Annotated in this window: 26 protein-coding genes; 12 read left to right on the top strand and 14 right to left on the bottom strand. The window is 64.4% G+C overall.

Annotated features, from left to right (window positions below; all coding sequences use genetic code 11):
* Nucleotides 1–53: 53 nt before the first annotated feature.
* Nucleotides 54–425 (bottom strand): hypothetical protein, encoded by a 372-nt coding sequence (locus tag JQ507_25160; GenBank protein ID QRI68202.1) that lies wholly within the window; start codon nucleotides 423–425, stop codon nucleotides 54–56.
* A gap of 195 nt (nucleotides 426–620) precedes the next feature.
* On the opposite strand from JQ507_25160, the gene JQ507_25165 reads away from it, so the two are divergent.
* A complete protein-coding gene (locus tag JQ507_25165) occupies nucleotides 621–845 on the top strand; it encodes a hypothetical protein (protein ID QRI68203.1) in 225 nt (74 codons plus the stop codon).
* A 122-nt stretch (nucleotides 846–967) separates the two neighbouring features.
* On the opposite strand, the gene JQ507_25170 is transcribed toward JQ507_25165, so the two are convergent.
* The 3 genes from JQ507_25170 to JQ507_25180 form a co-directional block, all read right to left on the bottom strand.
* On the bottom strand, nucleotides 968–1105 hold the full coding sequence (locus tag JQ507_25170; GenBank protein ID QRI68204.1) for a hypothetical protein: 138 nt from the start codon (nucleotides 1103–1105) through the stop codon (nucleotides 968–970).
* A gap of 33 nt (nucleotides 1106–1138) precedes the next feature.
* A complete protein-coding gene (locus JQ507_25175) occupies nucleotides 1139–1573 on the bottom strand; it encodes a cupin domain-containing protein (protein QRI68205.1) in 435 nt (144 codons plus the stop codon).
* Between the two features lie 319 nt (nucleotides 1574–1892).
* Nucleotides 1893–2549 (bottom strand): glutathione S-transferase, encoded by a 657-nt coding sequence (locus JQ507_25180; protein QRI68206.1) that lies wholly within the window; start codon nucleotides 2547–2549, stop codon nucleotides 1893–1895.
* A gap of 174 nt (nucleotides 2550–2723) precedes the next feature.
* On the opposite strand from JQ507_25180, the gene phaZ reads away from it, so the two are divergent.
* Together phaZ and JQ507_25190 are read left to right on the top strand one after the other, a co-directional pair.
* A complete protein-coding gene (phaZ, locus tag JQ507_25185) occupies nucleotides 2724–3947 on the top strand; it encodes a polyhydroxyalkanoate depolymerase (protein ID QRI68207.1) in 1224 nt (407 codons plus the stop codon).
* Between the two features lie 196 nt (nucleotides 3948–4143).
* Entirely contained in the window at nucleotides 4144–4938 is a 795-nt protein-coding gene (locus JQ507_25190) for a substrate-binding domain-containing protein (protein QRI68208.1), read from the top strand.
* 66 nt (nucleotides 4939–5004) lie between these two features.
* Here JQ507_25190 and JQ507_25195 read toward each other — a convergent pair whose 3' ends face one another.
* Together JQ507_25195 and JQ507_25200 are read right to left on the bottom strand one after the other, a co-directional pair.
* Complete coding sequence (locus JQ507_25195; GenBank protein QRI73505.1) at nucleotides 5005–5751, bottom strand: transporter substrate-binding domain-containing protein; 747 nt, start codon at nucleotides 5749–5751, stop codon at nucleotides 5005–5007.
* A gap of 182 nt (nucleotides 5752–5933) precedes the next feature.
* Nucleotides 5934–7136, bottom strand: a complete 1203-nt coding sequence (locus JQ507_25200; protein ID QRI68209.1) for an MFS transporter — start codon at nucleotides 7134–7136, stop codon at nucleotides 5934–5936.
* A 73-nt stretch (nucleotides 7137–7209) separates the two neighbouring features.
* Here JQ507_25200 and JQ507_25205 point away from each other — a divergent pair, with 73 nt between their 5' ends.
* On the top strand, nucleotides 7210–8010 hold the full coding sequence (locus JQ507_25205; GenBank protein QRI68210.1) for a helix-turn-helix transcriptional regulator: 801 nt from the start codon (nucleotides 7210–7212) through the stop codon (nucleotides 8008–8010).
* Between the two features lie 158 nt (nucleotides 8011–8168).
* On the top strand, nucleotides 8169–9521 hold the full coding sequence (locus tag JQ507_25210) for a malonyl-CoA decarboxylase (GenBank protein QRI68211.1): 1353 nt from the start codon (nucleotides 8169–8171) through the stop codon (nucleotides 9519–9521).
* A 31-nt stretch (nucleotides 9522–9552) separates the two neighbouring features.
* On the opposite strand, the gene JQ507_25215 is transcribed toward JQ507_25210, so the two are convergent.
* From JQ507_25215 to JQ507_25250, 8 genes are all read right to left on the bottom strand, one after another.
* A complete protein-coding gene (locus JQ507_25215) occupies nucleotides 9553–10614 on the bottom strand; it encodes a hypothetical protein (protein QRI68212.1) in 1062 nt (353 codons plus the stop codon).
* 163 nt (nucleotides 10615–10777) lie between these two features.
* The gene (locus JQ507_25220; GenBank protein QRI68213.1) at nucleotides 10778–11947 is read right to left on the bottom strand and encodes a mandelate racemase/muconate lactonizing enzyme family protein; all 1170 of its coding nucleotides are present in this window, start codon (nucleotides 11945–11947) and stop codon (nucleotides 10778–10780) included.
* A 140-nt stretch (nucleotides 11948–12087) separates the two neighbouring features.
* Nucleotides 12088–12351 (bottom strand): DUF3297 family protein, encoded by a 264-nt coding sequence (locus JQ507_25225; GenBank protein ID QRI68214.1) that lies wholly within the window; start codon nucleotides 12349–12351, stop codon nucleotides 12088–12090.
* Nucleotides 12348–12824, bottom strand: a complete 477-nt coding sequence (locus JQ507_25230) for a glutathione peroxidase (GenBank protein ID QRI68215.1) — start codon at nucleotides 12822–12824, stop codon at nucleotides 12348–12350. The genes JQ507_25225 and JQ507_25230 overlap by 4 nt, the downstream gene beginning before the upstream one ends.
* A gap of 1 nt (nucleotide 12825) precedes the next feature.
* The gene (locus tag JQ507_25235) at nucleotides 12826–14217 is read right to left on the bottom strand and encodes an amidase family protein (protein QRI68216.1); all 1392 of its coding nucleotides are present in this window, start codon (nucleotides 14215–14217) and stop codon (nucleotides 12826–12828) included.
* A gap of 72 nt (nucleotides 14218–14289) precedes the next feature.
* Nucleotides 14290–14856 carry a c-type cytochrome gene (locus JQ507_25240; GenBank protein ID QRI68217.1) on the bottom strand — a complete coding sequence of 189 codons (567 nt, stop codon included), beginning with the start codon at nucleotides 14854–14856 and terminating at the stop codon, nucleotides 14290–14292.
* A 72-nt stretch (nucleotides 14857–14928) separates the two neighbouring features.
* Nucleotides 14929–16203 (bottom strand): PQQ-dependent sugar dehydrogenase, encoded by a 1275-nt coding sequence (locus tag JQ507_25245; protein ID QRI68218.1) that lies wholly within the window; start codon nucleotides 16201–16203, stop codon nucleotides 14929–14931.
* A 160-nt stretch (nucleotides 16204–16363) separates the two neighbouring features.
* Nucleotides 16364–16621 carry a hypothetical protein gene (locus JQ507_25250; protein QRI68219.1) on the bottom strand — a complete coding sequence of 86 codons (258 nt, stop codon included), beginning with the start codon at nucleotides 16619–16621 and terminating at the stop codon, nucleotides 16364–16366.
* A gap of 322 nt (nucleotides 16622–16943) precedes the next feature.
* On the opposite strand from JQ507_25250, the gene pqqA reads away from it, so the two are divergent.
* The 7 genes from pqqA to JQ507_25285 all read left to right on the top strand — a co-directional run bounded on the left by pqqA (nucleotide 16944) and on the right by JQ507_25285 (nucleotide 23249).
* Nucleotides 16944–17024 (top strand): pyrroloquinoline quinone precursor peptide PqqA, encoded by an 81-nt coding sequence (gene pqqA / locus JQ507_25255; GenBank protein ID QRI73506.1) that lies wholly within the window; start codon nucleotides 16944–16946, stop codon nucleotides 17022–17024.
* Between the two features lie 145 nt (nucleotides 17025–17169).
* Nucleotides 17170–18099: a pyrroloquinoline quinone biosynthesis protein PqqB gene (gene pqqB, locus JQ507_25260; protein ID QRI68220.1), complete on the top strand. Its 930-nt coding sequence runs from the start codon at nucleotides 17170–17172 to the stop codon at nucleotides 18097–18099.
* Between the two features lie 20 nt (nucleotides 18100–18119).
* Nucleotides 18120–18875, top strand: coding sequence for a pyrroloquinoline-quinone synthase PqqC (gene pqqC, locus JQ507_25265; protein QRI73507.1), 756 nt, complete (start codon nucleotides 18120–18122; stop codon nucleotides 18873–18875).
* 11 nt (nucleotides 18876–18886) lie between these two features.
* Nucleotides 18887–19195, top strand: coding sequence for a pyrroloquinoline quinone biosynthesis peptide chaperone PqqD (gene pqqD / locus JQ507_25270; GenBank protein QRI68221.1), 309 nt, complete (start codon nucleotides 18887–18889; stop codon nucleotides 19193–19195).
* On the top strand, nucleotides 19192–20424 hold the full coding sequence (gene pqqE / locus JQ507_25275) for a pyrroloquinoline quinone biosynthesis protein PqqE (GenBank protein QRI68222.1): 1233 nt from the start codon (nucleotides 19192–19194) through the stop codon (nucleotides 20422–20424). Before pqqD ends, pqqE begins: the two co-directional genes overlap by 4 nt.
* The gene (pip, locus tag JQ507_25280) at nucleotides 20414–21388 is read left to right on the top strand and encodes a prolyl aminopeptidase (protein ID QRI68223.1); all 975 of its coding nucleotides are present in this window, start codon (nucleotides 20414–20416) and stop codon (nucleotides 21386–21388) included. The genes pqqE and pip overlap by 11 nt, the downstream gene beginning before the upstream one ends.
* 358 nt (nucleotides 21389–21746) lie before the next feature.
* Nucleotides 21747–23249, top strand: coding sequence for an AAA family ATPase (locus JQ507_25285; protein QRI68224.1), 1503 nt, complete (start codon nucleotides 21747–21749; stop codon nucleotides 23247–23249).
* Nucleotides 23250–23621: the final 372 nt, after the last annotated feature.

Raw genomic sequence — 23621 nt, forward strand, 5'->3', positions numbered from 1 at the left:
TACGGCCTCCCCGCAGGCGGGAGAGGCGAAGAGAGTTCGCGGATCGAAGTCTGCTACTTCGTCCCGTCCTTTGCCGCAGGCGCGGCATCCTTCGCCGGCGGCGCGTCCGCTTTCTTCTTCAGATCCTCGGTCAGCTTGAGCTGCACCGCCTGCAAGTCGGTGACGAGCTTCTGCAAGCTTGCCACCGCATTCTGCAAGCTCACGATCTGCCGGTTGGCGGCGTCGAGCTTCTGCTGATGATCCGTGGTGAGCTTGCTGATCGTCTTCTGCAGGAAATCGACGTTGCTCTGCAGGCAGCTGGTGCGCCGCTCCATCGTCTTCTCGACGGTGCAGATCTCGATGCCGGGAACGTCCTGCGCATGCGCGGTTCCGACGACGCCGAGCGCAAGCGGCACGAGCAGGACAAGAGCGAAACGAGCGATCATCGGCATCCCCAATCACATGCGTCATTCACAGTTTTGTGCGCGCGACGCTGAAAGCCAGGCAGACATACCACACTGAAACCGCATTCGAGCGGTGTGCTTCACCCATTACGGGGACTACTCGTGGGGACGGGGGCCTTCGGAACTTGTTTGGTTCGACCCCTTTTGGCTCGACCTTGGGCAGTGGAGACAGATCGCATGGCAACGCGCGAAAAGCGGCTGGCGCAATTCGATGGCAATGGCGAACCTTCGCCGGAACAACGCGTGGAAGTGCTTTGTGAGGATCACAGCGGAACGTATCAGCTGCCGTTCGCCTGCCGCTTCGTCGACGGCCAGTGGCGCAATGACACGACAGGTGGTGCGCTGGAAGTCAACGTCATCGCCTGGCGTAAGCCGCGCGAGAAGCAACCGGGCATGGCCTGAGCCTGCAAGCCGCCGCTCCTGCACATGATCCTTCCGGTCATGTGCATGCGCTGTTTCAAAACGCGACGCGCATGCGACGTGCTTTAAGATTTGGAACGCGAACGGAACGAACCGCGTCCGAATCACTGATTGAGCAGCGTACTCCGTTGTTCACGGCTAGATGTGGTCATCAACCCAAGACGGCGCACCACATACAGAAGCATGATGATCGGCCGCAGCCAGCGGCCGACGACAAGGGTTAATTCCTCCGCAGACGACATTTGCGATCCCTCCTCTGCGATCCGCCTTGGCGATCATTTCCACGGCGTGATCGGCGGCACGGTCTCGGTTGCCGGCGGCACATCCACCGTCTTGAAATCGGCGGGGCTGACGATCTCGAGGTATTCCATGTCCTTCGAGTAATCGAACAGGTAGTGGGTGATGCCGGGACGCTGATGGATGACGTCGCCGGCCTCGACCAGCGTCTCCTTGTCCTCGTACATGAAGCGGGCCCAGCCCTTGGTCATGATGACGATCTGAAAATCGCACAGGTGCTTGTGCCAGCCGGTGCCCTGTTCCGGCGGCATGTCGGGATTGGCCTTGACCAGATGGCAGATCACCTGCCCGCCGGTTGCATCCGCAATGCCAAGATCGCGATACAGGAAGAAGTCGCGCAGACCTCCGCCCTTGAACTCGGTGTCACCGGGTTTGACGTGGGAGAATTTGCTGACGACGGCGTGCTGGTTCATTTCAAGCCTCCACGGTTCTCGTTTTCGCGAGATCGCGGCGGCTCAGCGTCCAAATTTTCGGCAGCGTCGCATCGTCGCGGTCACAGCTCGAATATTGCTATGCGAAATCCTTGCCAGCCCGATCGCGCTGCGGCGATCGGTCCCGCCATGCGCCGATCTCGCGGCGGAAGCATTTGGCCTGCGGCGCTAATTTGCGTTCGGCGCGCGCCGTGCTCGATCGCCCGCAGCGCCCGATGGCCGACGCGGACGGCACGTCGATTGAGCAAGTCTTGCCTGGAGCTTGAGCCGCCGGCGCAGGCAGGCCGGGTGCGCGGCCTGCCTAATATTCGACCTCGAGCTCCTCGACGTCGGCAGGCTCCGCCTTCGCAGCCTCGATCCATTCCTGCATCTCGGGCATCGCCATGATGGTGCTGGCATAGCCTGCGAGACCGGAATCGAGCTTCACGTCATAGGTCATGAAGCGGGTCACGACGGGCGCATACATCGCATCCGCCATGGTGCGGCGCTCGCCGAACAGGAACGGCCCGCCCGATAGGCTAAGGCAATCGCGCCAGATGGCGCAGACGCGCTCGATATCGGCCTGCGCCCGCGACCAGATCTTGAAGCCGGGGAAATGGCCCTTGAGATTGACCGGCAGCGAGGACCGCAGCGTGGTGAAGCCGGAATGGATTTCCCCCGAGATCGAGCGGCAATGCGCGCGCTGGATGCGGTCGTCCGGCAACAGCCCGGCCTGCGGCATGATCTCGTTGAGATACTCGCCGATCGCCAGCGTATCCCAGACCGTCGCGCCCTCGTGGCGCAGGCAGGGCACCAGGATCGACGACGACAGCAGCAGCAGTTCGGCCCGCGCCGAGGGGTCATCGGGGGCGGTGACCACCTCCTCGAACTCCAGCCCGGCGAATTTCGCCAGCAGCCAGCCGCGCAGCGACCAGGACGAGTAATTCTTGCTGCTGATGGTGAGTGTCGCCTTCGCCATGTCAGTTCCTCACGCCCGAAAACCTGCCTCGCTGCCGGACGCCGCGCGCCGGTCCAACCGCCGCGCCCCCGGAACCGGTCGTTTTTCGAGCAAGCCACGTGCCAATTTCCCGGGCAGCTGGCCCGCCTCTGGCCTCGATATTGCTTGGCAGACCAGGCCACCGGGTGGATGCGTATGATGTCGATGCTGTACCAGGCCTATCAGAACCATATGGACCTCACGGCGCCGTGGCGGACCGGTGCCGCGGCGGCACTGCGCTATCTCAATCTGGTGCCGCGAGGCACCTCGCAGCGGACGTTCGGCCGGCTCGCTGCCGCGCTCGAGCTGATCTCCCGCTCCACCCTGACCTATGCCCGCCCCGACTACGCCATCGGCAGCGTGACCTCCGGCAACAGGGAGTACCAGGTGACCGAGGAGGTCGCCTATGCGACGCCGTTCGGCTCACTCTTACATTTCAAGAAGGTGGACGGACCGGAGCAGCCGCGGCTGCTGCTGGTGGCGCCGATGTCCGGACATTTCGCAACGTTGCTGCGCGGCACGGTGAAGACGCTGCTGCAGGACCACGACGTCTACATCACCGATTGGCACAATCCGCGCGATATCCCGCGCAAGGAGGGCCGCTTCGGGCTCGAGGACTATACCGACCATCTGATCGACTTTCTCGGCCAGCTCGGCCCGCGCGCGCATATGGTGGCGATCTGCCAGCCCTCGGTGTCGGCGCTGGCGGCGGCCGCGATCATGTCGGAGGACAATCATCCGGCGCGGCCGGCATCGTTGACCCTGATGGCCGGACCGATCGACACGCGGATCCAGCCGACCAAGGTGAACCAGTTCGCCAAGAGCAAGCCGATCGAATGGTTCGAGGACAATCTGATCAACTACGTGCCGATGCAGTGCAAGGGCGCGCTGCGCCAGGTCTATCCCGGCTTCGTGCAGCTCACGGCGTTCGTCTCGATGAATCTCGAGCGCCACATCAAGCAGCACATCGATCTCGCCGACCATCTCGCCAAGGGCGAGACCGACAAGGCCGAGGTGATCAAGACCTTCTACGACGAGTATTTCGCCGTGATGGACCTGCCGGCCGAATTCTACATCGAGACGGTGCGCGACGTGTTCCAGGAGCATCTGCTGCCGCAGGGCATGCTGATGCATCGCGGCCGCGCGGTGAACCCGGCGGCGATCCGGCGCATGGGCCTGATGACGGTGGAAGGCGAGAAGGACGACATCTGCTCGATCGGCCAGACGCTCGCCGCCCAGGACCTCTGCACCGGCGTGCGCACCTATCGCAAGGTGCACCACATGCAGGCCGGCGTCGGCCATTACGGCGTGTTCTCCGGCAAGCGCTGGAACAACGAGATCTACCCGCTGCTGCGCGATTTCGTGCATGTGAATTCGTGAGGGCGTAACGACACTCCCTCCCCGTCATTGCGAGCGAAGCGAAGCAATCCATCGCCCCGCATATGCGGTGCCATGGATTGCTTCGTCGCTGCGCTCCTCGCAATGACGGTGGAAGGCTAGTCACGCCTCTTCCCGAGCTATAGTCTCCCGGTCCACGACGACCCCGCTCTCGAAGAATCGTCCAGGGAGAAACTCCATGCGATCAGCCTCCGCCTTTCGTGCCCTCACGCTCGCCGTCATCGGCGCCCTCGCCTTTGCGTCGGCCGCGTCGGCCGCCGAAGTCCATGTCATGATCTCGGGCGGGCTGACTGCGGCCTACAAGGCGCTGGTGCCGGAGTTCGAGCGCAAGACCGGCAACAAGGTGGTGACCGCCTTCGGGCCGTCGATGGGCACGACCACGAACGCCATTCCGGTGCGGCTCGAGCGCGGCGAGCCGGCCGACGTGCTGATCATGGTCGGCTATGCGCTCGGTGACTTGATCAAGCAGGGCAAGGTGGTGGCCGACAGCCGCGTCGACCTCGTGAAGTCGCCGATCGGGATCGCGGTCAAATCAGGCGCGCCGAGGCCCGACATCAGTTCGGCCGACAGCGTCAAGCAGGCGCTGCTGGCGGCGAAATCGGTCGCCTATTCCGACAGCGCCAGCGGCGTCTATGTCTCGACCGAGATGTTCGCAAAACTCGGCATCGCCGACCAGATGAAGGACAAGGCGCGGATGATCCCGGCGACCCCGGTCGGCGAGATCGTCGCCAGGGGCGAGGCCGAGATCGGCCTGCAGCAGATCTCCGAGTTGAAGCCGGTCAGCGGCATCGACATCGTCGGCCCGTTGCCGGAGCCGCTGCAGAAGATCACGGTGTTTTCCGCCGGGATCGCGTCGGTTTCAAAAGAGCCCGATGCCGGCAAGGCGCTGATCAGCTTCCTCGCCTCACCGGATGCTCGCGATGCGCTGGTCAACAGCGGGCTCGATCCGATTGCCGCGGGTGCCACGCATTAAAACCGGCCGGCACGACGGCGCAGAATTATGCAGCATGCCCGGATGCCGCCACGCCGGAGGCGCGGCTCACTTCACCTCGGTACGGACCGGCGAACCCTTCAGCCCGTTATTGTCATAGGCCTTGCGCAGCGTGCCATTGGCGATCGCGTCGGTCATGAACTTCGTGGCGAACGCCGCGGCCAGCGGATGGTCGAGCGGCACCGCGACCGCGGTGACGGTCTGCTTGAAGGTCTCGTCCAGCACGCGCGCACCCGGGATCTTGCTGGCCATCGCGTTGAGCTGATCGCGCGACAGCGCGAAGGCATCGATCCCGCCGCCCTTCAGGAGATTGAAGATCTCGTCATAGGTCTGATAGCCCGTGACCTTTGCGTGCTTGAGATGCGCGATCGCGCCGCGCATCGTCGTGGTGGCGTTGACGGCGGCGACCTTGACGCCGTCCTGGTCCAGCGCGGCGAAACTGGTGATCGTCGAGCCCGGCTTGACGATGTAGGTGGCGTCGGCAACCTCATAGATCGGACCGAACGTCATCTTGGTCTCGCGCTCGGCATCCTTGGGCAGGAAGGTGATGTCCCAGGCGTTGTTCGCCGCCGCGTCGGTGATCTGGCCGGAGTTCTGGTGCACGACATAGTCGATGGGCACGCCGAGCTGCGCCGCCATCGCCTTGCCGAGATCGACGGGAACACCGGCATAGCCGTTCTCCGTCCTGGTGCACCAGAACGCGCCGCCCGCCGGACTGATTGCGATCGCGACCCGGAGCTTTCCGGTCGGCGCGATCTCGTCTTTCAAGGCATCGGCATGAGCTGAAGCGGCCATCGTCATCACTCCCAGAACGAGGCCGGCCAGACGCAGCAGTCGAAACGACATCGGACCTCCTCCACGCCGGGTCTTGCGCCCGGCCGGTTATTGTCCGGCGTCTTGTAGCTGAGTGTTGCAACAGCGACCAGCGGCCAGCCCCGCATTGACGGAGGGCTCGCCGCGGCGTGACGAATGGCTTGTCAGCCGGCCTGCGAGGCGGGGGTACGGATCTCGCGCGGCAGGATGATCGCGGCTGCGATCGCCAGCAGGCACAGCGCTGCGAACGCGCGCAGCATCATCGAGAAGCCGCCCTGGTCGTACAGCCAGGCCACCAGGCCGACGGAGGCACCGGCCGCGGTGAAGCCGACGAAATAGCGCACCGCATAAGCGCGCGAGCGCCATTCCTCGGTGGTGTATTTGCCGACCATCGCATCATTTACCGTGACCTGGCCGAACGCACCCATCACGATGCCGATCGAGACCACGATCAGCGGCAGGTTGGACAGGCTCGCCGCCAGATAGAGGAACGGCGCCAGCATGAACGACAGCGGCAGCGCCACCGTCTTCAGCGAATGCCTGTCGAGCAGCTTGCCGATCGTGTACTGGGTCATCGCGCCGAACACATAGACCCCGGCCGCGATCACGCCGAGCAGCGCAGGGCTCTTCGTCAGATCGGCAAGCCGTTCGGCGAACAATTTCGGCAGCGCCACCGTCACCGCGTTGAACGTGGTCGAGATCGCGATCACGACGATCAGCAGCGACAGCACCACGCGCCACATGTCTTCCTTGGCGACGCGCACCTGGGCTGCGGCCTGCCTGGAGCCCTTGCGGTCCTCATGCACCACCGTCATCGCGAAGGCGATGCCGATCAGCACGGTGACCGTGCCGGGCACGATGAAGGCCCAGCGCCAGCCGAGATACTGGCCGATCACGCCGGTGACCAGCGCCGACGAGGCGACGCCGAGATTGCCCCAGACGCCGTTGATGCCCATCTGGGCGCCGAGCTTCTCGGCATAGGACACGATCATCGCGGTGCCGACCGGATGGTAGATCGAGGCGAAGATGCCGATCGCAAGCAGCGCGGCGCCGAGTTGCAGCGGCGTCTGCACGAAGCCGACCGAGATCATCGACGCCCCGATGCCGACGAAGAAGATCACCATCATATGGCGGCGGCTCCAGCGATCGCCGAGCCAGCCGGTGATCAGCGAGCCGGCGCCGAAGGCGATGAAGCCCGGCGTCGCGTAGGGCAGCAGCTCCGAATAGGCCATGCCGAGCGCCGGGCCCATGATGATAACCGCAGCGGCGAAGATCAGCATCGCATAGTGATCGATGAAATGGCCGGCGTTGACGAAGCTGATCACCCGGCTCGGACTGTTGCTCCGGCCGTTCCCTGGACTGTTCATGCGGCGTCTCTCACGCGATTCTTCAATTGCCTGGAAATAGGTTATAGGTGCTTGTCCTGACGGGATGTCGCCAATGACTATCGCTGAACCGCCAATCAGAGCCCTCCACCAGGACCGGCGCGTCACCGGCGACGGCGTGCACATGGTAGCGCGCAGCTACCAGAAGGGTGTCCGGCTCGATGCCCACATGCACCGCGAGGCCCAGCTGGTCTATGCCGCCAGCGGCACCATGCAGGTGACGACGCCGAAGGGCCGTTGGCTGGTGCCGCCGGACCGCGCGGTCTGGGTGCCCGCCCTGCTCCCGCACGCGATCGACGTGCTCGCCGACATCGAGATGCGCACACTGTATTTCGACCAGGCCTGGCTTGCGCGCGAGAAGCGTAGCGGCAGCCTCGACCACGAATTCGTGGTGCGGGTGTCGCCGCTGGTGCACCAGGCGATCCTCGCGCTGTTCGACGCCGCATGCGGGCGCGAGCGCACCGACCTCCTGATCAGGCTGGTGATGCTGGAGCTGCACCAGGCCGAGGACTCCGCGACCTTCATCCCGCTGCCGCAGGAGCCGCGTTGCCGTCGCGCCGCCGATATCGTGCTGGCCGATCCGACCAGGGACCACGAGATCGATGCGCTGGCGCGCACGGTCGGCACCTCGGCGCGGACACTGTCGCGGCTGTTCGCGGCGGAGACGCAACTGTCCTTCAAGAGCTGGTGCCAGCGCGCCCGCATCGCGGCCGCGATCGAGCGGCTGTCGACCGACGCCAACGTTTCGGTCAAGCAGGTCGCCTCCGACCTCGGCTATGCCAGCGTGCCGGCATTCTCCCACGCGTTCCGCCAGGTTACCGGCAAGACACCGACCGCGTTCGCGGAGAAAACGTGAACGGGGTTTGTCACCGCGCGCAGCGACGACGATTTATACCGCTGTCGCGGTGCGACATATTTCCGTACGATCCATGCGCTTGATTGCGTTCCTGCCGACCTTAAATCCCGTGTAAGGTCGGGCTTCACTGGACACGACCCGCTGGATACGACCCGTAAATGGCCAACGCTTTCTTCTCCGACCTGCTCTCGACGATCTCCGAACGCGGCCGCGTCCTGCTCGGCCGCGCCAGCCCGGCCAACGACAAGCAGGATGCGTCCGAGCTGCTGGAATTGTGCGAGGCGCTGCTGTCCGGCCGCGGCGAAGCCTCCGGCACCGCGATGGCGCGCGAAGTGCTCGACCGCTACCACCACCTCGATGCCGCCGGCCGCCTGTCGTTCTTCCAGACGCTGGCGCGCGATTTCGGCCCCGATCACGCCAGGCTGGCGCAGGCGATCGACGCCTGGCGCGCCAAGGCCAATGGCGAGGATGCCAGCGACCTGCATTTCGCCTCCGAACCGCGCCGCCAGGAGTTGATCCGCCGGCTCAACCGCGCGCCGGGCGGCACCGGCGAGTTGGTGTCGATCCGTTCCGACCTACTTTCACTGATGAAGGGCAACAAGGACCTCGCCGCGCTCGATCGCGACGTCGTGCACCTGCTCTCGTCCTGGTTCAACAGGGGATTCCTCGTGCTGCGCAGGATAGACTGGTCGTCGCCGGCCAATATTCTGGAGAAGATCATCCGCTATGAGGCCGTGCACGAGATCCGCGACTGGGACGATCTGCGCCGCCGCATCGATCCGGTCGATCGCCGCTGCTACGCATTCTTCCACCCCGCGCTGGCCGACGAGCCGCTGATCTTCGTCGAGGTCGCGCTGACCGAAGCGATCCCTGGCGCGATCGCGCCGCTGCTCGCGGAAGAGCGCGAGCCGGTGCCGGCCGAGAAGGCCCGCACCGCGGTATTCTATTCGATCTCCAATACCCAGCGCGGCCTCGGCGGCATCTCGTTCGGCAGCTTCCTGATCAAACAGGTGGTCGAGGAACTGCGCCGCGAACTGCCGAAGCTCGACACCTTCGTGACGCTGTCGCCGGTGCCGGGCTTCATGCAGTGGGTCAAGCAGGCCGACGACGTGCCGCTGTCAGATGAGGACCGCCAACTACTGGAAAGCCTCGGCAAGCCCGGCTGGCCCGACAATGCCGAGCTCGCGACGCAACTGCGCACCGTGCTGGAGCCGCTCGCCGCCTACTACTTTCTGAAGGCACGCACGCCGAAGGGACGGCTGATCGATTCGGTCGCCCGCTTCCATCTCGGCAACGGCGCGCGGCTGGAGCGGATCAACTGGCTCGGCGACCTCTCGCCCAAGGGCCTGCGCGAATCCGCCGGCGTCATGGTCAACTACCTCTACCGGCTCGACGACATCGAGAAGAACCACGAGGCCTATGCCAACAATGGCGAGGTGATCGCCTCGAGCGCGGTGAAGAAGCTGCTGAAGGGCGAAGGCCGGCGGCTGCTGGATATGCGGCTGTCGTAGTCGGCAACCGCTCTCCGTCCACTATTGCTCCTCACGCGATTGCCGAGCGCGGCCGCAGTCCCGCCGGCAGATGCGCCTCGAGCCAGCCGACGATCGCGCGTTCGTTGCGATGGTAGAGCAGGCCCGCAGCGATCACCGCAATGCCGATCAGCGACAGCGAGAACGGAAACCACAGCGAGTCCTTGAAGACGACGTCGGCGAGATGTCCGAGATAGAGGCAGATGCCGAACGCGCCGAACACCGCATAGGCGCGCCGCATCAGGATCACGGCGATCACGATGAGGCCGACATTGAGCAGACAGTAGACCGCTTTGCCCAGCTCGGTCGAGCTTGAGGACGCGGTGATGCCGCCCCAGAACGCCATCAGGCCGAACAGATGCAGCCAGAACGCGAAGTCGCCGTTGCGGCTGCGATAGTCGACGATCCAGGCCACCGCGAGCACGGCCAATCCGAACCAGACCGACACGCGGCGCCGCGTCTCGAAATCGGCATAGGTCGTGCCGCTGAACCATGGCGCCAGATCCATCGACATGAACCACAGCGCGACCGCGATGATCGCGACGATGGAGGCGAAGCGATAGTAGCGCAGCGCGACGACGCCGGCGGCAACGGTCGCGATCTCCATGAAGATCCAGCTGCCCTTCACCCAGATATAGAAGTCCTGCACAGTTCCGGGCTTGCCGAATTGGCCCCACCAGCCGAGTTCGTCCTGGATGCCGTAGACGGCGAGCGGCGCCATCGAGACCGCGATCGCGATCAACAGGCCGCCTGGCACCCGCAGATTCCTGCCGTACCAGAGGTGATGACCGGCGACGCCGAACGCAACGGCATAGGCGATCGCGCAGGCCGTGAGCGCCCGGCCGCCCATCTGGGTGAACGCCAGGGTCGAGAACAGGCCCATGGCGCCGATCACGATCAGGGCGCCGGCGTACCAGAGCACGTGGGCGGCATCGAACCTGGCAGCCGGGCTGGCCTCGCCGGCCGCGCCCTGCCCCTCCTGGCTGGCCAGGAAGGCGAGCAGCCGGTCCAGATCAGCCACGCTGATCACCCCGGCATTTGCGGCTTCCCGAAGATTCTTCGCTGAATATGTCATGCGGCTGTTCCTCATGGCCGGTTCCGGCGCGTTCCCACTCGCCGGAAAAGACGCCTCTCCCGCATGAGTATACTGCATCGTGAGCAACGTTCAATATTTTATTGAGCGTTGCTCAAATTATGTTTGCGACCCAAGCCGGCTGGACTGGCTGGATCTGCACCGGTTAATCGGCCAGCGCCTTCATCTCCTTGTAGAGATCCGATTTGCCCTCGAAGCCGATGCCGGGAAGCTCGGGCATCACGATGTGGCCACCCTCGACGCGGACGCCGTCCGGGAAGCCGCCATAGGGCTGGAACAGGTCGGGATAGCTCTCATTGCCGCCGAGGCCGAGGCCGGCCGCGATGTTGAGCGACATCTGGTGGCCGCCATGCGGGATGCAGCGGCTCGGCGACCAGCCATGGGTCTTCAGCACCGCGAGCGTGCGCTGATATTCGCACAGCCCGTAGGACAGTGCGCAGTCGAATTGCAGCCAGTCGCGGTCCGGCCGCATGCCGCCGTAGCGGATCAGGTTGCGCGCATCCTGGTGGCTGAACAGGTTCTCGCCGGTCGCCATCGCGCCGGGATAGAACTCGGCCAAAGCGGCCTGCAACGCGTAATCGAGCGGATCGCCGGCCTCCTCGTACCAGAACAGCGGATACTCGCGCAGCATCTTGGCGTAGGCGATCGCGGTCTCCAGATCGAAGCGGCCATTGGCGTCGACCGCGAGCTGCGCGTCGCGGCCGATCTCGTTGAGCACCGCCTCGATGCGCGCGCGGTCCTCAGTGAGCGGCGCGCCGCCGATCTTCATCTTCACGACGTTGTAGCCGCGGTCGAGATAGCCACGCATCTCCTTGCGCAGCGCGCCGAGATCCTTGCCCGGATAGTAATAGCCGCCGGCCGCATAGACGAAGACGCGCGGATTGGCGGTGAGACCGTGGCGCTCGGCGAGCAGCCGGAACAGCGGCTTGCCCGCGATCTTCGCCACCGCGTCCCACACCGCCATGTCGATGGTGCCGACCGCGACCGAGCGCTCGCCATGGCCGCCCGGCTTCTCGTTCGAAATCAGCGTCGACCAGACCTTGTCCGGATCGAGATTGTCACCGGCGGCATCGAGCAGCGCTTTGGGATCGGCTTCCTTGAGGCGCGGTGCAAAGCGCTCGCGGATCAGCCCGCCCTGCCCGTAGCGACCGTTGGAATTGAAGCCGTAGCCGACCACCCGCCTGCCGTCGCGCACCACATCGGTGACCACGGCGACGAGGCTCGAGGTCATCTTGGTGAAGTCGATATAGGCGTTGCGGATCGGCGAGGAGATCGGTTTCGTCACCTCGCGGACGTCGACGATGCGGACGGACATGGGGGAGCTCTTTGAGTTGCGTCTACCGGCTTCTCCGCCGTCATTGCGAGCGAAGCGAAGCAATCCATGTCTCCACTGATGCGGATGCAGTGGATTGCTTCGTCGCTTCGCTCCTCGCAATGACGGTGGTTAGAGTTCGCTCAGGACTTCGCCTTGTCCCTGAAATACGGCTCGACCGGCCCGTGCACCTTGATGGTCAGCGGATTGCCGTAACGGTCCTTGGCGTTCCCCGCGGTGACCCGCACCCAGCCCTCGCTGATGCAGTATTCCTCGACATTGGTCTTCTCGGCGCCCTTGAAACGGATGCCGACGTCACGCGCCAGGATGTCCGCGTTGTAATACGGGCTGTTCGGATCGACCGAGAGGCGGTCGGGGAATTGGTCGTTGGTGTTGTCGTCGCTCATAGCAGCGCCTCGATTTCCTTCTTCAATCCTTCGGGCCGGGCGGTCGGCGCATGCCGCGCCACGACCTTGCCGGCGCGATCGACCAGGAACTTGGTGAAGTTCCATTTGATCGCCGGCCCGAGCAGCCCCGACTTCTCACGTTTCAGATGTTCGTACAATGGATGCGCGCCCGAGCCGTTGACGTCGATCTTGGCGAACATCGGAAACGTCACCGCATAGTTGGTCTCGCAGAACGTGGCGATCTGCTTCGCATCGCCGGGCTCCTGCGCGCCGAACTGGTTGCAGGGAAAGCCGAGCACCGCAAAGCCGCGCGGCGAGAGGCCCGCGTGCAGCTCCTGCAGGCCCTTGTATTGCGGCGTGAACCCGCAGGCGCTTGCAGTGTTGACGATCAGCAGCACCTGCCCCTCGAACTGCCGCAAGGGCATGTCCTCGCCGGCGAGCGACTTGGCGGTGAAATCGTAGACCGTCGCCATGTTAGACCACCGGATCAATTGGAGAGGACGGCGTGCCGGCGGCCTCGATCGCCTCGCCCGCGGCGAGACAGAGATCCTCGCGATAACGCGCGGCCACCAGCTGCACGCCGACCGGAATCCGCCCGACGAGCCCCGTGGAGACGACGAGCCCCGGAAGGCCCATGAACGGGATTGCGATCTGCGGCAGCTGCGCGTGCCACACCCGCGCGAACGACGCCTCGTCCTTGCGGTCGAGATGATCCGGGAACGGCAGCTCGCCGGACACCGGCATCAGCAGCACCGGATATTTGTCGAGGAAGGCAAACCATTCGCGCGTCAGCGTGGCGCGGCGGGTCAGCGCCTGCGACAGGTCGAACGGATGCACCCTTGAGCGGACGCCGTGCAGGCAGGCCAGCGCGCCGGGATCGCCCTCGCGTTCGGCAAACGCAAGCTGCGCCTCGTAGCCGTCGCCGAGCCAGAGCCGGGTCTGGATCTCGGCCGCCTCGCGCAAGGACGGCGTGTTGGCAACTTCCTCGACGATCCAGCCGGCCGCTTGCAAGCGCTTGCCGGCATCGGCGACCGCGGCAACGACTTCCGGCACCGGGTCGAGGCCATCGGGATTGGGGCACATCGCAACGCGCTTCTCGCGGCGCGGGCCCTCGAGCGGCACCGGCGCATACCAGGGATCGCGATAGTCGGGCGCAGACATCGCCGCGAGCGAGACGCGCAGATCATTCACCGTGCGCGCCAGCGGGCCCGACACCGCGCTGATCTGCGGGCCGATCGGACGCTCCGGCAACGCCGCGTTGAAGGCCGGGATACGGCCCAGGCTCGGCCGCAGGCCGTGCACGCCACAGGCATAGGCCGGATAGCGGATCGAGCCCGCGATATCGGTGCCATGGGCGATGTGGCCGATGCCGGCCGCGACCGCCGAGCCCGCGCCGCCCGACGAGCCGCCCGGGGTGATGCCGGGATCGCGCGGGTTCTTGGTGTCGCCGTGGATGAGGTTGGTGGTGAACCAGCGATAGGACACCGCCGGGCAATTGGTGCGGCCGAGCAGCACCGCGCCGGCCTTGCGCAGATTGGCGACCACCGGGTTGTCGGCCCTGGCGATCAGGTCGCGCTGCGCCTTCAGGCCGTTGGTGGTGGCGTAGCCTTCCTGGTCGACATTGACCTTGATCGTGACAGGCACGCCGGCAAGCGGCCCGACCGCCTCACCGCGCGCAATTGCCGCATCGATCGCGACCGCCTGCGCCAGCACGTCGTCCGGCCGGTGATCGACCACCGCGTTGATGACAGGGTTGACCGCATCGAGCCGGGCGAGCCCGGCCTCGGCGGCCTCCTTCGCCGAGACCCGCTTCGATTTGATGAGGCCGGCGAGCTCGGTTGCCGACAGACGCCAAAGATCCTGCATGTGCTACTCCGTGTGACGGAGGCGTTTTAGCCCCACCCGAAGGGCAAGACCAGCGGCGCGCCGCCCGATGTTTCAGCGGACATGCGCGATGTAATAGGCAAGGTCGCCGATCTGCTCCTTGGTCACCGTCTGCATCACGTCCGCCATGGTGGCGTCGTAGCCGTGGCGGCTGTTGTCCTTGTATTCGGCCAGCGTCTTGGCGAGGTAGTCCTCGCGCTGATTGGCGATCCGGGGGACGTTATCCTTGCCGGAGAAATCGGTGTTGTGGCAGCTGTTGCAGCGGTTCTGCTGCGCCAACGCCTGGCCGCGCGCCATCCGCGCGGCGTCGCCGGCGTCAGCAGGCGGCACAGGCTTCGGCAAAGTGGCGATGAAATCCGAGAAGGCGCGCAAATCGTCGTCGGTCATCGGCTTCGCCATCTCGTTCATCGGGTCGAATACCCTGAGCTTCTCGCGGAACATGAACAGCTGGATCAGCGCATAGGGCGCCTGCTGGCCGCCGAGCGAGGGCGTGTTCTCGGTTTCCGACGTGCCGCGCTCGCCATGGCAGGCAAAGCACGCCGCAGCGCGCTCCTGGATGGTCTCGGCATTTGCGGAGAAGCTGAGCGCGGTGAGCGCCGCGGCCATTGCGAGCTTGCGCATCGGTCCATCCTTGCAACAGTTCAAAAAGAAAATCGGGGGCAGCGCATGCTGCCCCCGATCCATGACTTCAACTTACTGGTTGGCGACCTTCGGCTTGCCGTAGGTGATGCGATAGACCGCGCCGTTCCAGTCGTCGGAGACCAGCAGCGAGCCGTCCTTCAGCAGCATCACGTCGACCGGTCGGCCGACATACTTGTTGTCCTCGAGGAAGCCGGTCATGAACGGCTCGACCGACTTCACGGTGCCGTCCTTGTTGAGTCTCACGACGACGACGTCGCCGCCCTGCTTCTGCGACTTGTTCCAGGAGCCGTGGCGCGCCACGAAGATCACGTTCTTGTAGGTCTTCGGGAACATGCTTCCAGTGTAGAAGCGCATGCCGAGCGATGCGGTATGCGGGCCCATCAGGCCGACCGGCGGCGTATAGTCCTTGCAGTTCTTGCCCCAGCCGAGCTCCTGGTCGATGATGTTGCCCTGGTAGCAGTACGGCGCGCCGAAATCCTCGCCCGCCTTGGTGACGCGGTTGAGCTCGTCTTCCGGCACCGTCTCCGACAGCCAGTCGCGGCCGTTGTCGGTGAAGTACATCTGCTTGGTCTCGGGATTCCAGTCGAAGCCGACCGAGTTGCGGACGCCGAGCGCATAGACCTCGGCGCCGGAGCCGTCGAGATTGATGCGGCGGATTTGACCGTGGTCGGCGTCATGCAGCACGTTGTTACCGGGCTGGCCGACCGGGACATAGAGCTTGTTGTCGGGACCGATGGCGATGAACTTCCAGCCATGCGCCTCGTCCTTCGGCAGCTTGTCGTAGATCACGGTCGGCTTCGGCGGGTTGTCCAGATTGTCCTCGATCTTGTCGATCTTGGAGACCTGCGAGAGCTCGGCGATGTAGAGCGTGCCGTCCTTGAAGGCGACGCCGTTCGGACGATAGAGGCCGGAGGCGATCACCTTGACCGAGCGCTTGCCGTCCTTGTTGACGATCGCATAGACCTTGTCGACGAGCCGGCTGCCGACGAACACGGTGCCCTTGTCGCCGAGCGCCAGCGAGCGCGCATTGGCCATCCCTGCGGCGTAGACCTCGACATTGAAGCCGGCCGGCACCTTGAGCTTGGCGAGCGGCAGCTTGTCGGGCGCAGACGGCAGCGGCGGCGGCGCCACCGGTGCCAGCTTGGCGGCGGCTTCATTGTCGGGACGCCCGATCAAGGGCGAGCCCGGCGGCAGCGGCTGGGCGGCCGGAGCTGCACCTGCGGCCGGCGCGGCGGCCGGCTGCTGCGCCGCAGCAGAGAGCGTAAAGGCGCCCAGCATGGCCCCCGCCAGCAGCAGGCTGCGCGGTGCGAACGAGTGTTTTTTCATGATGATCTCCCCTGGCTGGAAGCCTTTGTTCATCGCGCCATTGATGTCGATCGGCGCATTAGGCTTTCCGTTCATAGTCTTGCGAATTTGTCCGGACAATTGCAATCGGAAACATGCCGACATCGGCCAACGCATGGTTGTGGCGCGGCAACGGCTTGCGTCAGTGCCTTGTCATCGAGTGGTCCGGGCGATCGAGGATCGCCTCGGTGAATGGAAACTCCAGCACGATCTCGCCCTCGTCGTCGGTCACCTCGATCACGGCGCTGAGCAGCGCACCGTCGGCCCCCTCGGTCTTGAGCAGTTCGCGAATCATCGCCCGCGCCATTTCCCACGCCCGATCCGGGTCGCGCAGGATTTCGCCGTCGGGGTCGGAGATCAGCTCGTCGCCGATACGGGTATTGAAGAAATAACGTGGCATCGGCTGAACTCGGCTCGGTTAGTCGCTTCCCGCGACGGGAGGCACGGGGTGGTCATCAGGACCTTCGGAGGATCGCGTCGTCCCGTTTCTTAGTCCAAGATCACCATTCACCGTGTGGCGAACAACAGGAAAAAGGTCTGATGCCACCGGGTTTTGACGGGAAAGGCGCGCACAAATTTGTGAGTGGGCCGGACTTGCCTTCCGCAGTGCAGCATGGCTCTGCCCGGGATGCCTAGCGAAAAATTTAAGTGGCGAACTTTTCCAACCACAGTAGTTTATCTTCAGGGCGGAACGTTCGTCCGGTCGCAACAAGGAGAGCCAAATGGCCTGGAAAGCACCGAAGATCGTCGAAGTGTCGGTCGGCATGGAAATCAACATGTATATGTGCGCCACCCGCAAGTAAGCGGCAGCGCCCTATACACGTTTAGCGTTTTAGCGCAGGTGGACATCCGGGCGTAACGCGCTCCCGAGCACGGGGGTGCGTTTCAAATCCGGGGTCCACCTCGTAACGTTTCTGGATCTGAGAAAAGCTCTCCAGGGGACGGATCATGCTTCGTGTCGTCGTCCTGGGTGCCGCGGCGGGTGGCGGCGTTCCGCAGTGGAATTGCGGCTGTGCCGTCTGCCGCACGGCGCGCGGCGACCATCCCGAATTGCAGAGCACGCAAGCCTCGATCGCCGTCAGCGGCGACGGCGCGCACTGGTTTCTCGTCAACGCCTCACCCGACCTGCGCCAGCAATTGATCGCGACGCCGCAGCTGCATCCGAAGCCCGGTGCGCTGCGCCACAGCCCGATCGCCGGCGTCATCCTCACCAATGGCGAGATCGATGCGGTCGCAGGCCTGCTGTCGATGCGCGAGGGCTCGCCATTTGCGATCTACGCCCATGAGCGCGTGCTCGCGATCCTGCGCTCGAACAGCATCTTCAACGTGCTGAGCGAGAAGAACGTCACCCGCCTGCCGATTGCGGTCGACCAGGCCTTCGAGCCGGCCCTGCCCGATGGATCGCCGTCGGGGCTCGAAGTGCTGCCGTTCGAGGTTCCCGGCAAGGGCGCATGGTATCTCGAAGGCAAGGCGCACCCGGCGGGCGCCGACGGCGTCGGCGATACGCTGGGCCTGCGTATTGCGGACAAGCGCAGCGGCAAATACTTCTATTTCCTGGCCGCCTGCGCGCGGGTCACCGACGGGCTGAAGTCGCGGCTCAAGGGCGCGCCCCTGGTGTTTTTCGACGGCACGGTTTGGCGCGACGACGAGCTGATCGCGGCGGGCCTCGGCACCAAGACCGGCCAAAGCATGGGACATATTGCGATGTCCGGCGATCACGGTGCGATCGCAAGCCTCGCCGGTCTCGACATCGGACGAAAAGTGTTTTTGCATATCAACAATTCCAACCCGGCGCTGCTTGGGACCTCGGCCGAACGCAAGGCGGCCGAGCACGCGGGGTGGCAGGTACCTGCGGACGGAACGGAGATCGTGCTGTGAATGTCGTGCCCAGCTCTGGAATGACCGCGCTCTCGATCGGCAAGGGCATCACGCTCGACACTGCCGAGGAGATGGAGGCGACGCTGCGCACGATCGGCGCGACGCGCTATCACAGCCTGCATCCGTTCCACCGCCTGTTGCACGGCGGCAAGCTGAACAAGGGCCAGGTCCAGGCCTGGGCGCTCAACCGCTATTACTATCAGAGCACGATCCCGCTGAAGGACGCGATGGTGATGACGCGCTTTCGCGATCGCATGACGCGGGTCGAGTGGCGCCACCGCATCGAGGATCATGATGGCGATCTCGGCAGCGAGGGCGGCATCGAGCGCTGGCTGAAGCTGACCGAAGGCCTCGGCCTCGACACCGCCTATGTCGAGTCCACCGAAGGCATCCTGCCGGCGACGCGCTTTGCCGTGGAGGCCTATGTGCATTTCTGCCGCGACCGCACGCCGCTGGAGGCGATCGCCTCCTCGCTCACCGAATTGTTCGCGCCGAACCTGCATGAGGAGCGCATCTCGGGGATGCTGAAGCATTACGACTTCGTCAATCCCGACATCATGAGCTATTTCAGCCGCCGCCTGACCCAGGCGCCGCGCGACGCCGGCTTTGCGCTCGACTACGTCAAGCAGCACGCCAGGACGCCGGCCGAGCGCGAGGCGGTGTGCAATGCGCTGATCTTCAAGACCAACGTGCTCTGGGTGCAGCTCGACGCGCTGTATCACGCCTATGTCGAGGGCCAGATTCCGCCCGGCGCCTTCGTGCCGAAGACAGGTTAGGGACTCAGGTCATGGCCAGCCGCAACATCAGCGTCAGCGAGACCAGCCGGCCGAAACTGCCGCGCCATGCCAAGCTGAAATTCGACGAGACGCGGCAGGTCTGGGTGATCCTCGCGCCGGAGCGCGTCCTGGCCCCGGACGAGATCGCGGTCGAGGTGCTGCATCTGTGCGACGGCGTGCGCAGTGTCGCCGACATGGTGGATCAGCTCGCCGAGAAATATGCCGCCCCTCGCGAGGCGATCGCGACCGACGTGATCGCGATGCTGCAGGACCTGGCGGACAAGGGCTTTCTCACCGAAGCGCGCGAGAGCACAGCATGAGTGACACGCTCGCCGACAGCAAGACGACGACGGCAGGCCCAACCGACGGGCTGGCGGTGCTCGAGCAAACGCGCTCGGCGGCCGAGACCTACGGCATCCCGCTCGCGGTGCTGCTCGAGATCACCCACCGCTGCCCGCTGCAATGCCCGTATTGCTCCAACCCGGTGGAGCTCGACCGCGGCTCGACCGAGCTCACGACCGAGGAATGGAAGAAGGTGCTGAGCGAGCTCGCCGAACTCGGCGTGCTGCAGGTCCATTTCTCCGGCGGCGAGCCGACCGCGCGCAAGGACATCGTCGAGCTGGTGCAGCACGCGACCGATGTCGGGCTCTATTCCAACCTGATCACCTCGGCCGTGCTGCTGACCAGGGACAAGCTGTCGGCGCTGGCCGATGCCGGCCTCAGCCATGTGCAGATCAGTTTTCAGGGTAATGAGCCCTTGGTTGCCGATCGCGTCGCGGGCCTGAAGGACGCGCACAGGAAGAAGCTCGAAGTTGCGAAATGGACGCGCGAGCTCGACATGCCGCTCACGGTGAACGCCGTGATGCACCGGCAGAACCTGCATCAGCTGCCCGATATCATCCAGATGGCGCTCGATCTCGACGCCGACCGGCTCGAAGTCGCCAACGTGCAGTATTACGGCTGGGCGCTGAAGAACCGCGCCGCGCTGATGCCGACGATCGCGCAGATCGAGGAGACCAGCCGCATCGTCGAGGACGCGCAGGCGCGCCTGAAGGGCACGCTCGCGATCGACTATGTCGTGCCGGACTATTACGCGCTGCGGCCGAAGAAGTGCATGGGCGGCTGGGGCCGCCAGTTCTTCAACATCTCGCCGGCCGGCAAGGTGCTGCCGTGCCACGCCGCCGAGAGCATCACCGGGATCGAATTCGAGTCCGTGCGCTCGAACCATTCGATCGCCTGGATCTGGCAGAACTCCGAGGCCTTCAACCGCTATCGCGGCACCGGCTGGATGCCGGAGCCCTGCCAGAGCTGCGAGTTCCGCGAGGTCGATTACGGCGGCTGCCGTTGCCAGGCCTTTGCGCTGACCGGAGATGCCGGGAATACCGACCCGGCCTGCGCGCTGTCGCCGCGGCACCAGGAGATCTTCAAGCAGGCCGAGCAGGACTCCGCCGGCGCGCAGAACCGTTTCCTCTACCGCAACTTCGCCGGCGGCACGCTGGAGCCGGACCAACATCAGCACGAACGCCAGGGAAAATCTCATGGCGCCTGACGCCGATGCCGGCAAGGCTGCCAGGCGTGCCGATCCCTTCGCTCCGCTGACATCGGAATGGCTCGATGTCGGCGACGGCCACAATCTGCACGTCGAGAGCGTCGGGCGCGAAGGCGGCGTCCCCGCGGTCTATCTGCATGGCGGCCCGGGCAGCGGCTGCCAGCCGGACCATCGCCGGCTGTTCGATCCCGAGCGCTTTCACGCCGTGCTGTTCGACCAGCGCGGCTGCGGCCGCAGCCGGCCGAAGGGCAGCCGCGACCACAACACGACGCAGCATTTGATCGCCGACATGGAGAAGATCCGCGAGCGCTTCGGCTTCGCGCGCTGGATGGTGGCCGGCGGCTCCTGGGGCGCGACGCTGGCGCTGGCTTATGCAGAGGCCCATCCCGAGCGGGTCAGCGGCCTCGCACTGCGCGCGACCTTTCTCGGCACGGCCGAGGAGCTGGAAGACGTCTTCCTGCGCGCCTTGCCGCGCTTCTATCCCGGCCTCTCCGAGGACTTCCTCAACTTCCTGCCCGAGCATGAGCGCGCGACGCCGGTTGCCGCCTATTATCGTCGCATCCTCGATCCCGACGCGGCCGTGCATGCGCCGGCCGCACGCGCCTGGCACGACACCGAACGCACGTTGTCGGAGCACACGCCGAAGCAGACGCGGCTCGACCTGGCAAAGGCATCAGGCGCCCTGCCCTCGACGCCGTTCATGGAGGCGCACTACTTCGCCAACGATTGCTTCATGCGGCCGCACCAGCTGATGGATGAGGCCGGCAAGCTCGCCGGCATTCCCGGCATCCTGGTACAGGGCCGCTACGACCTGCTATGCCCACCCGCGACCTCGCACGCACTCGCCGCGCGCTGGCCGGGCAGCGAAGTCCGCATCGTCGATGGCGCCGGCCACATCCTCTACGATCCCGGCATCCGCAATGCGGTGATGAAGGCGATCGCGGATTTGGCGGCAAGAAGCTAGGGCAGAGACGAGTCGGCAAGCTTGCCTTGGCCATCCGATCCGGCGCGGCGACAGCTCGAAGCCGTTGCGAATCAGTGGCCTCACAAAATGTTCCGCTGTTACCCGAACGAATGGTCGAAAAGAGTTCCGCGTCCGAGGGAGCCTATCGCCGCTGCGCGCGTTCTGTTCCAGGAACAATGAATGACAGGAACATGGGTTTGAGTGGGATCGCCTTCGCTGACTTAAGCCTCGGAGGCGAGGGTTATGTTCAATAGTGAACACTCCTAGCTGCGGCGGGCGACGTGCGCTGGCAGCAGCCTTGTGCCTCTGCCGTCTCGTGCAGAACGATGAGTATTAAGCCTTTTATCAAACGCGCGCCATGGATCACACACGCAATCGCATTTCGACCGGCAACGCTGGCCTCGACTATGTCCTTCGTGGAGGCTTGCCACGCAACCGCTTGTACCTTGTCGAGGGAACGCCCGGTTCAGGCAAAACGACGCTTGCGCTCGAATTTCTCCAAGACGGGCAATCCAAGAACGAGCGCGTACTCTACATCACATTGTCGGAAACCAAGGAAGAGCTCCAGGTCGTCGCGGACTCCCACGGTTGGAATCTGAGCAGAATTGATATTTTTGAACTGAGCGCCGCGGACGAAGTCCTCGGCCCGGGCAGAGATCAGTCGATACTCCATAGCTGGGAGATCGAGCTTGGAGAAACGATCAAGCTCATCAAGGCGCAGGTCGAGAAGATCAAGCCGACAAGGGTCGTGTTCGACAGTCTCTCCGAAATGCGGCTGCTCGCCCAGGATCCACTCCGGTATCGGCGGCAGCTTCTCGTTCTCAAGCAATTTTTCTCCGGTCTCAGTACGACCGTCTTGCTGGTGGACGACTTCACCGGGTCAGGCGGAAATTCGGACAATCACTTGCACAGCCTTTGCCATGGCGTCATTACCCTATCCCGGCTGACGCTGGACTTTGGCGCAGCACGGCGAAGGCTTCAGGTTCAAAAACTCCGAGGCGTGGATTTCATCGCCGGATTCCACGACTTTGTCATTCGGCGTGGCGGCTTGGATATCTTTCCTCGACTGGTCGCAGCCGAGCATGAAATCGAATACTCGAACGAATGTGTTCGTAGCGGCATACCGGAACTTGACGCGCTGCTGAATGGCGGTCCTGCGCGCGGCACAGGAGTTCTCATCACCGGACCTTCCGGCGCCGGAAAAACCACTCTCGGGCTGCAATATCTTGCTGCCGCTTGCGAGAGAGGAGAGAAGGTGACGGTCTATCAATTCGACGAGCGCATCGACACCCTTCTGGCGCGCGCGGAAGCAATGGGCCTCAACCTTCGGGCGTGCATCGATAAGGGGCAGCTTGTCGTTCGGCAGATCGACCCTGCGGAGATTTCGCCGGGCGAGTTCGCCGCCAACGTTATCAAGGAAGTTCAACAACGCTCCATCAAGATCCTCATGATCGACAGCCTCAGCGGCTACGTCGCCGCCATGCCGCAGGAGCAGCAGCTCATTCTGCAACTTCACGAACTGCTGTCCTACCTGAGCCAGTCCGGCGTCCTGACACTGATGATTAATCCCCAAAGCGGCTTCTTTGGAAATATGCAGACAAATGGTCTGGATGTTTCGTATCTGGCAGACACGGTCATCCTTCTCCGGTTCTTCGAGGCTGCAGGACGTATCCGGAAGGCCATCTCCGTCGTCAAAAACAGGTCGGGAAGGCACGAAGATACGATCCGCGAGATGCGCATCGACGATCGGGGCGTAAGGGTCGGCGAGCCTCTGTCGGAGTTCACGGGCATCTTGACCGGAGCACCGCATTACACGGGCGTAGCCAATCCTCTCATGGAAGATCGCGGTTCAGGTGCATAGGACAGTAGCCGAGGGCCATCGCGTCCTGATCATCGCCCCTTATGGCCGCGATGCGGAGAGCGTATCGGGGCTACTGCTGTCTCAGGGCTACGATACCAAGATTTGCGGCACGTTCGCCGAACTCGCGCCACTCGTCGATGCGCATGCGGGCGTCATTCTGATGACCGAGGAAGCACTCGGCGGAGATACGTCGGCGCTGCAATCCGCCTTGACTGCCCAACCGGCGTGGTCGGACATTCCATTCATTCTGCTGTTCGGCCGACGAGCAGGATGCGAGCGTCCGAACGAAGCGGTCCGCCGCAAGCTGCCGCCAAGCGCGACGAATGTGGTCTTGCTCGAGAGGCCACTCAGCAGCGAATCCCTGCTGAGTAC

Origin of the sequence: Bradyrhizobium sp. PSBB068, assembly GCA_016839165.1 — a bacterium.
Classification (GTDB): Bacteria; Pseudomonadota; Alphaproteobacteria; order Rhizobiales; family Xanthobacteraceae; genus Bradyrhizobium.

Excerpts from the sequence above, each read along its gene's own strand:
- phaZ (QRI68207.1), top strand. The coding sequence starts at position 2,724 with ATGATGTCGATGCTGTACCAGGCCTATCAGAACCATATGGACCTCACG.
- JQ507_25205 (QRI68210.1), top strand. The coding sequence starts at position 7,210 with ATGACTATCGCTGAACCGCCAATCAGAGCCCTCCACCAGGACCGGCGC.
- JQ507_25175 (QRI68205.1), bottom strand. The coding sequence starts at position 1,573 with ATGAACCAGCACGCCGTCGTCAGCAAATTCTCCCACGTCAAACCCGGT.
- pip (QRI68223.1), top strand. The coding sequence starts at position 20,414 with ATGGCGCCTGACGCCGATGCCGGCAAGGCTGCCAGGCGTGCCGATCCC.
- JQ507_25170 (QRI68204.1), bottom strand. The coding sequence starts at position 1,105 with ATGTCGTCTGCGGAGGAATTAACCCTTGTCGTCGGCCGCTGGCTGCGG.
- JQ507_25190 (QRI68208.1), top strand. The coding sequence starts at position 4,144 with ATGCGATCAGCCTCCGCCTTTCGTGCCCTCACGCTCGCCGTCATCGGC.
- JQ507_25200 (QRI68209.1), bottom strand. The coding sequence starts at position 7,136 with ATGAACAGTCCAGGGAACGGCCGGAGCAACAGTCCGAGCCGGGTGATC.
- JQ507_25230 (QRI68215.1), bottom strand. The coding sequence starts at position 12,824 with ATGGCGACGGTCTACGATTTCACCGCCAAGTCGCTCGCCGGCGAGGAC.
- JQ507_25245 (QRI68218.1), bottom strand. The coding sequence starts at position 16,203 with ATGAAAAAACACTCGTTCGCACCGCGCAGCCTGCTGCTGGCGGGGGCC.
- pqqA (QRI73506.1), top strand. The coding sequence starts at position 16,944 with ATGGCCTGGAAAGCACCGAAGATCGTCGAAGTGTCGGTCGGCATGGAA.
- JQ507_25210 (QRI68211.1), top strand. The coding sequence starts at position 8,169 with ATGGCCAACGCTTTCTTCTCCGACCTGCTCTCGACGATCTCCGAACGC.
- JQ507_25225 (QRI68214.1), bottom strand. The coding sequence starts at position 12,351 with ATGAGCGACGACAACACCAACGACCAATTCCCCGACCGCCTCTCGGTC.
- JQ507_25215 (QRI68212.1), bottom strand. The coding sequence starts at position 10,614 with ATGACATATTCAGCGAAGAATCTTCGGGAAGCCGCAAATGCCGGGGTG.
- pqqD (QRI68221.1), top strand. The coding sequence starts at position 18,887 with ATGGCCAGCCGCAACATCAGCGTCAGCGAGACCAGCCGGCCGAAACTG.
- JQ507_25285 (QRI68224.1), top strand. The coding sequence starts at position 21,747 with ATGGATCACACACGCAATCGCATTTCGACCGGCAACGCTGGCCTCGAC.
- JQ507_25165 (QRI68203.1), top strand. The coding sequence starts at position 621 with ATGGCAACGCGCGAAAAGCGGCTGGCGCAATTCGATGGCAATGGCGAA.
- JQ507_25220 (QRI68213.1), bottom strand. The coding sequence starts at position 11,947 with ATGTCCGTCCGCATCGTCGACGTCCGCGAGGTGACGAAACCGATCTCC.
- pqqB (QRI68220.1), top strand. The coding sequence starts at position 17,170 with ATGCTTCGTGTCGTCGTCCTGGGTGCCGCGGCGGGTGGCGGCGTTCCG.
- JQ507_25240 (QRI68217.1), bottom strand. The coding sequence starts at position 14,856 with ATGCGCAAGCTCGCAATGGCCGCGGCGCTCACCGCGCTCAGCTTCTCC.
- pqqE (QRI68222.1), top strand. The coding sequence starts at position 19,192 with ATGAGTGACACGCTCGCCGACAGCAAGACGACGACGGCAGGCCCAACC.
- JQ507_25195 (QRI73505.1), bottom strand. The coding sequence starts at position 5,751 with ATGGCCGCTTCAGCTCATGCCGATGCCTTGAAAGACGAGATCGCGCCG.
- JQ507_25180 (QRI68206.1), bottom strand. The coding sequence starts at position 2,549 with ATGGCGAAGGCGACACTCACCATCAGCAGCAAGAATTACTCGTCCTGG.
- JQ507_25235 (QRI68216.1), bottom strand. The coding sequence starts at position 14,217 with ATGCAGGATCTTTGGCGTCTGTCGGCAACCGAGCTCGCCGGCCTCATC.
- JQ507_25250 (QRI68219.1), bottom strand. The coding sequence starts at position 16,621 with ATGCCACGTTATTTCTTCAATACCCGTATCGGCGACGAGCTGATCTCC.
- JQ507_25160 (QRI68202.1), bottom strand. The coding sequence starts at position 425 with ATGATCGCTCGTTTCGCTCTTGTCCTGCTCGTGCCGCTTGCGCTCGGC.
- pqqC (QRI73507.1), top strand. The coding sequence starts at position 18,120 with ATGACCGCGCTCTCGATCGGCAAGGGCATCACGCTCGACACTGCCGAG.